The sequence below is a fragment of the Flaviramulus multivorans genome, from assembly GCF_021728415.1.
Classification (GTDB): Bacteria; Bacteroidota; Bacteroidia; order Flavobacteriales; family Flavobacteriaceae; genus Sabulilitoribacter; species Sabulilitoribacter multivorans.
This window is the reverse complement of record NZ_JAKKDV010000007.1, coordinates 117,244-126,329: the sequence shown is the minus strand read 5'-3', so window position 1 is coordinate 126,329 and position 9,086 is coordinate 117,244. Positions and strand designations below refer to the sequence as shown.

The 9,086-nt window shown below is 31.0% G+C and carries 7 protein-coding genes; all 7 read right to left on the bottom strand.

Going from position 1 to position 9,086, the window contains the following annotated elements:
- Positions 1-189: 189 nt before the first annotated feature.
- Positions 190-1,140, bottom strand: coding sequence for a hypothetical protein (locus L3X39_RS13880; RefSeq protein WP_237232464.1), 951 nt, complete (start codon positions 1,138-1,140; stop codon positions 190-192).
- A 50-nt stretch (positions 1,141-1,190) separates the two neighbouring features.
- Positions 1,191-1,652: a T9SS type A sorting domain-containing protein gene (locus tag L3X39_RS13875; protein ID WP_237232463.1), complete on the bottom strand. Its 462-nt coding sequence runs from the start codon at positions 1,650-1,652 to the stop codon at positions 1,191-1,193.
- A 9-nt stretch (positions 1,653-1,661) separates the two neighbouring features.
- Positions 1,662-2,951, bottom strand: a complete 1,290-nt coding sequence (locus L3X39_RS13870) for a tail fiber domain-containing protein (RefSeq protein WP_237232462.1) — start codon at positions 2,949-2,951, stop codon at positions 1,662-1,664.
- 49 nt (positions 2,952-3,000) lie between these two features.
- Complete coding sequence (locus L3X39_RS13865) at positions 3,001-3,741, bottom strand: DUF4412 domain-containing protein (protein ID WP_237232461.1); 741 nt, start codon at positions 3,739-3,741, stop codon at positions 3,001-3,003.
- Positions 3,742-3,753: 12 nt separating this feature from the next.
- Positions 3,754-4,650, bottom strand: a complete 897-nt coding sequence (locus L3X39_RS13860) for a hypothetical protein (protein WP_237232460.1) — start codon at positions 4,648-4,650, stop codon at positions 3,754-3,756.
- 87 nt (positions 4,651-4,737) lie between these two features.
- A complete protein-coding gene (locus L3X39_RS13855; RefSeq protein WP_237232459.1) occupies positions 4,738-4,881 on the bottom strand; it encodes a hypothetical protein in 144 nt (47 codons plus the stop codon).
- Between the two features lie 140 nt (positions 4,882-5,021).
- Positions 5,022-8,939: a hybrid sensor histidine kinase/response regulator transcription factor gene (locus tag L3X39_RS13850; protein ID WP_237232458.1), complete on the bottom strand. Its 3,918-nt coding sequence runs from the start codon at positions 8,937-8,939 to the stop codon at positions 5,022-5,024.
- Positions 8,940-9,086 lie beyond the last annotated feature (147 nt).

The following is a 9,086-nucleotide window of genomic DNA, read 5'->3' as shown; positions in this document are numbered from 1 at the left end:
GTTGGGGATTTTTTTTGTGATAAACTAAACTGAAATAAGTAAAAAGCTATTATTAATTAAATAAGACGGACTTTATAGGAAGTTAAGCCTATTAGTTCCGATGGTACTAAATTTGTGAGAGCGCAGAGTCGTTACCTTTTTTAAACCCACTTCATGGAAACATGAAGGGAGTTTGTTTTATATAAATATTTATTCTGTTATTGAAAATATTTTTAGCATACCTTTTTCCTTGTTATTTGGTACTTCAGAAATAAAGGCATACTTACCAGAAGTTAGAGTAGCTTTAAAATAGCCTACGGAGCCAGCGGGAGATTCATTTACACCTCCTAAAAAGGTTACACCAGCTGGTACAGGCGTTTTTAAACCAAAAGGTGTTGACCAATTCATCCAAGCTTCCAGTTTTTCAATATCTGCATTAGCATCTAGTTTTACTAAATTTACATCGTGACCAACAAAATGTTCATGCGGACCTTGATCTACAAAGTTGACGGAAAAAATGTGTTCTCCTTTACTTAAATTCCCTGTATATGTAATTCCCTCATTTTTAGAAATACTAATATTGACATCTGCAGTAGGAGGGATATTTCCGCTATCTTTATCTGTTACAATAATGGGTTTAGCCATTCCCATAGATGTATGGAATTTACCGTTGGGCATTTTTACATAGCATTCCATAATATAATATCCCGGATCTAATTTGATTGTTGTGGTTGATGTTTTTTTTGGTCCTATGAGACCAGAACCACCACAAAATTGAACACTAAAAAACCATTCTGGAAGGTTGTTAAATTCGGCAAAACCTTCTTGTGACTTTCCTTCATTTATTAAATCCATTCCTTTTTCAAATGTAGGAGCTATGTCTGTTAAAGTATTTTCTATAGTTTTTCCTTCTGGGTATTTATCCATTAAGAAAAAGTGTGTTTCGTTGGATAAATTATAATATTTAAAAGTGTTCCAACCTGAAGAAATGGTGTCTGGACAAATAAACTCCATACTGCGAGTTATGATTTCAATATAATTTTGTTGTTTTTCTATGTCCTTTTTTATTTTATTTTGTTCTTTTTTATCTGTTTTACAACTAAAAACGAATAATATCAATATTGACAATGATAAAATTTTTGTTTGTTTAACTAGATTCATGATTTAAAATTTTTAGGTGTTTTATTGATTATTTTAGAGTTGGCAGTATGTTATTTTAAAACTATTTTTTTTGTTACATGTCCGTTTTCCGTATGAATATTAATCATATATATACCTGAATTTAAATTGGTTAAATCAATATAATTAGTAGTATATGTAGTAAATATATTTTCTCCTAGTAAATTAAAAACTTCAATTTTAGTAATTGAAACCTCTGAAGATATATTTATGAATCTTGAGGTTGGATTAGGGTAAACAATAATTTTATTCTGACTCCAATGAAGATTGTTTATACCCAAAGTACCTGAATTGCTTGAGTTAATAAACCCTTCAGAAACTATTGTGTTTCCGGTACTTAGTTCTTGCACATTAACTTCTCCAATGGTATATAATAATTGAATACTCCCATTACTAAAGTTGTCCCCACCACTGTCAATACTGAATTTTTCAATAATTTGCGCCTGTAAAGAACAGGTTAGTAGTATCATTAAAGCTGTAAGTTCAATTTTCATAAGTTTAGATTATTGCTGACCGTTAGTTAATGCTTCTAATTGTTTAACACGTTGGTCAAGTGTTTTTAATTGCTCTAGTTCTGCAGTTAAGCCATTGATTTTTGCATCTTGCTTGTTTATAATGTCTTGTTGTTCTTGTATGGCTTTTATTAGTATGGGTATTAGCTCATTATAGCTAACACTTAATGTCTGGTCTTTATCTATACCAATACTTACAATTTCATTTATGATGGGTTGGACATCTTGCGCTATAAGCCCGAAGGATTTTTTGACTTGTTCTGGATATTTTTTCCAATTGTAAGAAACTGGTTTTAATTTTAAAATAGTTTTTAATCCGTACGGTATTGCCGCAATATTGGTTTTTAATCGTTTATCCGAATTTTGAGTAAGTGTACCTGATAATGTTGCGTTTCCATTTCTTAATACTGTTAAAGCGTTAGAGCGGTTATCATTAGTTCCATCTACATAATTTCCATTTCCAATTTCGAACAAGGGATCTGTAGAGGATGCCAACAATGGGTCACCTCCACCAATATTATAAAGACCTATAGCCGTTGAGTTGGGAGCCTCTGCTCTGGTGCCTATTCCCATTGCGGTGGAAGAATGCCCAGAAGCAACGGTTCCTGCACCCATAGCAGTAGCTTGTGCTTGTGATGCTATAGTGCCAACCCCTGATGCAAAGGAGCTTTGACCCGATGCAGTTGTATTTAATCCCACAGCAGTTGCATAATTTCCCGTAGCACCGTTAGTAGGCGAAGGCCCCCAACTATAGCTTAAATCTACTGCACCTACAGCAATTGGACCATAGAAATCTTCCGGTCTTCCTATTAGTCGCCATCCATTTCCGCTACCCTCGTTTATTAATTCAAGTCCTGTATTGTTCGATTGTTCTGCAAATAATGCAAAAGGTACCGACTTAAACTCGGTAGTACCCATATCTGTGAGTCCAGAGCCAGAATCTATTTGTACTTTTAAAAAGCGTGAACCAAAAAAGCTCATACTTCTCCAATCTAATTGGTTATAAACATCTTCAAACCCAGATAAAGGGATTCCTTCACCAATATTTACTATAACAATTCCATTATCGTCTGTACTTACAGTATGACTTTCAGCGTAGATTACATCTGAAAAAGCTATTTCTGGTCCTTCTAGAATTGAAAATTCAATAATTATATTTTGATTGGATAAAACATTATTGCTGTCATCCTTTATTAATGCCTTGTAGTTAATGCTTTTATTTTGGGCATACGCGAAGCCAGAAATTAAAAGCATTAATAAGATGTATTGTATATTTTTCATAATGGTTGGTATTTAGATTAATAGCCGATACTTTTTAATTACAGTTAGATTAAAAACCCATTCCGAAACTCATAAATTGATAATCTTCCTTTTTTATTTCGGTGTTTTTTTCTTCAAGACTAATAGCCGTCATTGTAAAATTATTTTTGCTTTTCTTTTTGTGTGTACCCGTCATTTCCATAAGGAGAGCATCTTCTTCTAATACTTGTAATAAGGCAGGATCGAATCCTTTTGGAGCATTTTTATTATTGGCGAATGCAAAAAAAGCACTAAAATTAACTGGTGCATCGAGAGTAAAATAGATATCGTTAATATAATCGCCATTTTCAATTTGCATGCCGTAACAAGTAAAGCCTAAAATGGTTTTCGTACCTATTTCTTTATAACTGTATTTAGGATTATTTTTATTTGCCTTTTGTTCGGGCATTTTATTCATTTGCGCCATCTTTTGGCCATTCATATCCATGTACATAACCGTTACTTTTTCCTTGGAATCCATAACCATTTGCATGGTGCCTTTACCTTTTAGTTCCTCTGAAGACATTTGCAAACCAAAGTAGTCTTTACTATCTGAATTGATGAGATAATTCATTTGCATGGTTTCGTCTTTACCAGTTTTAATTTCGGTTTTAAATTCCCAATCAAATTCATAAACGTCAGGTAATTTTTTTGTGTCTAGTTTGTTTTTACCCATTAAACCTTGCATGATTTTTTTGGTAGGATCTTGTGCCATTACGGACATGCTAAAGCATAAGCTTAGCACAATAAGCGTTATATTCTTTGTATTCATAATTATAAAGTTTTATTTTTTTTGTTTGTCTTTTTTATTGTGTTTCCAAGGTTCAAGACCTTTTTCAAGCGGAATTAATTTACCTAAAGGCCCAGGCATCAAAGATTTTTCAACGGCATCTGGAAGGTTTACATCAACATTTTTATAGGTGTAAATAAATTTTCCTGTAGGATGGTCTTCTTCTTTTACTTGTGGATTGATGGTGTTTATATACAATTCCATTAAGCGACTTTTGTCGTCAAAAAGGATATAACTTCCAGGGTATTCGGCGTCGTTATAACTAAATTTTGTGCAATTATTAGAACCTTTATATGTAATTTTTGAAGGGCTGTAATAATCATCATCTTCAAAATGGTGGGGTTTGTATATAAATGCCAACTCAATTAACATAAAACTGGTGGCGATTTCCATGTTTTCAAGTGCTTGAAATGCTTCCAAATAGGGTTCAGGAGGAAGTTTGTAGGCTTGTGGTATCATACCAGCCATCATAAACCCCATCATGCCAGATGAGGCTAGCGTTCTTTTTTCATATTGACCTTCAATATCATCATAACCATAGATAAAACCTTTACGGTCTTGGAAGAGTGGTTTTTCTGAATCGCCCGGAAATTCTGTACGCATGGCGATGGTTTCAGAATCAAAATATTGTGTATGCACTACAGCATCACTATCATGGTATAGTTGCATGATAACATCTGATGTAAAAAAGTCTTTAGCAGAATTGATGGTTAGTTCTTCCTTTTCGTATGATGTAGTTCTATGTTTAGCATTGTTTGAGGTGTCAATGGAAATTTCTCTGGTTTCTAAACCTTTTTCTTTAGCGCGTTCTTTTAATTTTTCTAAAAGTTGTGCTTGGGTTTGAAACCCTGTAAATAGTAGAAGAACAGTAAAAATTAATTTTGGTTTCATATTTTGTTGCTTATTTAACTTTAAAAAGGGAACAAATCCAATTTGTATCTTCATCGTTCCCTTCTTCACACTTGATTAATAGCATCTTTATTTCTTAAGTTTAATAGACTTTATAACTTTATCTTTTAACATGAAATTGAATTGATACGTCCCATCCTTTAAGTGGTCTATACTTAAATAAATAGGTTCGGACTCTTCATTTTTATCATGCTCATCTTTTTTATGTAACATGGCTATTTATTAGTTTTTAGCTAGATAGGAGACTTGCTATAAATATTGCTTTTGGTAAAATTAGGTTGAAGACATTGTTTACCATAATACATATGTAACAAAGTGTTACAATTATGTAACATTGGTATTATAATAACACTTTAAGTATTGTTTCTATATGCATTTGGTGTGCAAGCATAGTTTTCTTTAAAGCATTTAATAAAATAGGAAGGAGAGCTAAAACCTACCTGATAAGCAATTTCTGAAATGGTGTGGTCAGATTTTTTAAGCAAAGAAACTGCCAATTTTAAACGTTGTGAACGTAAAAATTCAGTTGTAGATAAACCCGTTAACGCTTTTAGTTTTCTATGTAATTGCATTCTGCTCATCAACATATTTTTACTAAAAGATTTGGCATCAAACGTTTCATTTACTAGGTTTTTAATAAGTATGTTTTCTATCTTATTTAAAAAAACTTCATCTAAGGATGTTATGGCAATATCTTTAGGTTTGTGAATAATTTCTTGACTATAACGGCTTTGAAGTGCTTTTCTTAATGTTATTAAATTAGCAATTCGTGTCTCTAAAATTCTAGATTTAAATGGTTTCGTTATGTAATCATCGGCTTTAGCTCTAAGGCCTTCTAGCTCACTTTCGTCATCACTTTTAGCCGTTAATAGTATAATTGGTATATGACTAGTTAGCTCATTTTGTTTTAAAATATTACAGAGCTCAATACCATTTTTTAATGGCATCATAACATCACTTACAATGAGGTCTGGGATATTTTTAAGGGCTTTATTAATACCTGTTTTTCCGTTTTTAGCTGTTATAACTTTGTAAGTGGAGTTAAGTAAGGATGTTATATAAGTTCTAACATCGTTGTCATCTTCAACAATTAAAATCATTGGTTTTTCATCGGGGATATTGTTTTCAAAATGTTGGTCTTCTGTAACAGACTCCTTCATTTCCAATGTTTCATTTATATCCTCAGCCTTAAAGGCTTCTTTATAAACAGGTAAGGTAACAGTAAATTGAATTTCGTTTGTATTAATTGTATTGGCTACAATATTTCCTTTTGATAAAGAGACCAATTCTTTTACTAAAGCTAACCCAATGCCAGTGCCTTCTATATTAGAATTCGCTCTATAATATCTGGTAAATAAATTATTTATGTTTTTTGAGTCAAGAGCATGATAATTGTTTATAATAGTAATTATTATATGGTTTTTTTGTGTGGTAATATTTAAATTGATGTGCCCATTTTTTGGTGTAAATTTTACAGCATTTGACAGTAAGTTGGTTAAAATCTTTTCAATAGCATCTTTGTCAAACCAAACATTTTTGATATCTGGGATGCTACTTTTTAATGAAATGTTCTTCTTTTTTATACCGTATTTAAAAGAGGATACAAGTTGTTTTATAAAGGGACTTAAATCATCTTGATTTACTTGTAACTTTAAACTCCCAGCTTCTAATTTTGATAAATCCATAAGCTGATTTACCAAATCTAAAAGGCGTTTTGCATTCCGATGTACAAGTGATAATTCGGTTTTATCTTTTTTTGAAATATCTTTTTTTGATAATTGACTTTCAATTGGGTTTAAAATAAGTGATAATGGAGTTTTGAATTCGTGAGATACGTTTGAATAGAGTTTGGTTTTAATTTCATCCAAATGTTTTAAGCGTTCAGTTTCATTATGTTCAAGCTGAAGTTGTAATTTTATTTGCCATCGCCATTTAAAATATAAGTAAACACTATAAACTAATATTATAAATAGTAATACGTAAAGTGTTATTGCGGTATTTGTTAAGTACCAAGGTTGTTTTATTATGAAGCTATAAGTGGCTGGAATTTCATTCCAAACACCATCATAATTGCTTGATATTACCTGAAACTCATAGGTGTTTGGAGTTAAATTTGTGTAATGAGCTCTATTGCTCTTTCCAGAATTAATCCAATCTGGGTCGTTATTAATTAATCGGTATTTAAATTGATTTCGTTCTGGCTGTGAAAAATGTAAGCTCGAAAACGTAAATGTTATTGTGTTTTCATTATGATTAAATTGATGGTTTTCAATCTTTTCTATAGGCTTATTAAATAATTCAAGTCCTGTAATAATAGTTTTAGGCTCAACGGTATTATATGTAAATTGACTAGGATGAAACCAGTTAATACCTTCTAAACCACCAAAATAAAGAGTTCCGTCATCGGATTTATAATAGGCACCAGTATTAAATTCTAAAGCTTGAAGACCATCATAGTTGTTATAGTTTTCTATAATTGGTGTTTCTTTTTCATTAATTATTTTAAATTTTGTTAAGCCAATATTACTACTTAACCAAAGGTTACCATCATCATCTGGCAATATGCCATAAATCACATTGTTTGGTAACCCTTGTTCTTTAGTATAGTTTTTAACATTTTTAGCTTTCAAGTCGTATCGCTCAAGACCATGACCATTGGTACCAACCCATAAAACTTCATCTTTAATAATGAGCGATTTAATGCCATGCGACAATAAATTAATTTTTGAGATTTCTTTTGTTTTTCCCTCTAATAGAAAAACACCATTATCTTGTGTACCTATATATATGTTATTTAAACTATCAAAGGCAATTGTCATTATATTGTTTGTAACGAGCGCTGAGTTTGAACTATTATATTCTTCAACAATACCTTGATATTTATCAAACAAAATAAGACCTTTATTTTCTGTACATAGCCAACTTTTTTCAGGTGATATTGGTACAATTTTCCAAATCACATGATTTGATATTTCGGGAAATGTTATACACTTTTCATCTGGTTCCATAATATTTAATCCAAAACCTTGATGTCCAATCCAAAGTGATTTATCAGAGTAACTTAAACTAATAATACGATTACTATTTAAGCACGAATTATCAGATTTAAATGTTTTGTAAATATTTTTTTCAATATCAACATAAGTAAGTCCTTTACCTGATGTACCAATCCAGATTTCACCAACCTCATTGGTTGTTACACTTCTTACAACATCAATATTTACAGACTTTGGCATTTGTTTATTCGTAAGTACATTAAATTTTATTAAATGTCTATCATAATAACTAACGCCAGCACCATCACTTCCAAGCCAAACTATGCCTGTATTATCTTCATATAAAGACAAAATATCATTATAATGAATTGCAAAAGGATCTGACTTGTTTTCAAGAAAGTTTATGGTTTTGTTTTTTTCAAAGTCCAATATGAACGCTCCTTTTCCATAGGTGGCAATCCATAAATTATCATTACTATCAATCAGAAGGTCTTCTATATTTAAATTTTCCGGTAACTTAATATTTCCGAATTCTTTAAATGGTTTTATGTTTTTATCTGTTTGTTTTTTAAAATAGAGACCACTTCCAAAAGTTCCAAACCAAAGTGTACCGTCGCTTGTTCTTTCAATACTGCTATATGTTAGGTTTGGATCGCTATTACTAATTAGATGATAATCATTCTCCTTTAAAACAAAAAGTCCTCCAGAAGCAGCTATATAGATATGATTGTTGTGGTGAAAAAAATCGTAGATTGATTTATTTATATCTTGATTTTTAAACAGTTGTATTGTATCTTTTGTTTTTGCATCTATTTTATAGAAACCCTTTCCATAAGTGCCAATGTATGTGTTAAGTTTATTATCTTGAATAATCGTGCTTACAGAGTTGAAGGTTTTTAATTTATAAAAGGCATCATCTTTAGGATTATAAAACTCCAAATTTCCAGAGTTTGTAATTGCCCAAAATTTATTTTGTTTGTCAATATATATTTTTCCTAATCTACTAAAATTGGGTCTAGTAATATCTTCAAATTGTTTGTTATAAATCTTAAAAGAATTTCCATCATATCTGTTAAGACCATCTTGAGTGGCAAACCACATATAGCCAATACTATCTTGTGCCATACTAATTATACTATTTTGCGACAACCCGTCTTCAATAGATAAATGGCTAAAAGCTATTTGTGATTGGCACCATACTAATTGAGAAGAAATTAATATAAAAAAACCAATAAAGGTTTTTGAATAAGCTGATATGTAATCAATTATTTTCAAAAGTTATAAGAATTACATTCAGGGAGAATTAAATTTAATGATAATTTTTATAACTAAAAAACCTGTTTAGTACTAAGTATTTTCTAATAATTTATTTAGGATACATTACAGGATTTTGTTTTTCCATTATATGTGTAAGGAAATAGA

Bases quoted from the DNA above. Each gene is read 5' to 3' on its own strand.
- L3X39_RS13880 (WP_237232464.1), bottom strand. From the start codon at position 1,140: ATGAATCTAGTTAAACAAACAAAAATTTTATCATTGTCAATATTGATA.
- L3X39_RS13875 (WP_237232463.1), bottom strand. From the start codon at position 1,652: ATGAAAATTGAACTTACAGCTTTAATGATACTACTAACCTGTTCTTTA.
- L3X39_RS13870 (WP_237232462.1), bottom strand. From the start codon at position 2,951: ATGAAAAATATACAATACATCTTATTAATGCTTTTAATTTCTGGCTTC.
- L3X39_RS13865 (WP_237232461.1), bottom strand. From the start codon at position 3,741: ATGAATACAAAGAATATAACGCTTATTGTGCTAAGCTTATGCTTTAGC.
- L3X39_RS13860 (WP_237232460.1), bottom strand. From the start codon at position 4,650: ATGAAACCAAAATTAATTTTTACTGTTCTTCTACTATTTACAGGGTTT.
- L3X39_RS13855 (WP_237232459.1), bottom strand. From the start codon at position 4,881: ATGTTACATAAAAAAGATGAGCATGATAAAAATGAAGAGTCCGAACCT.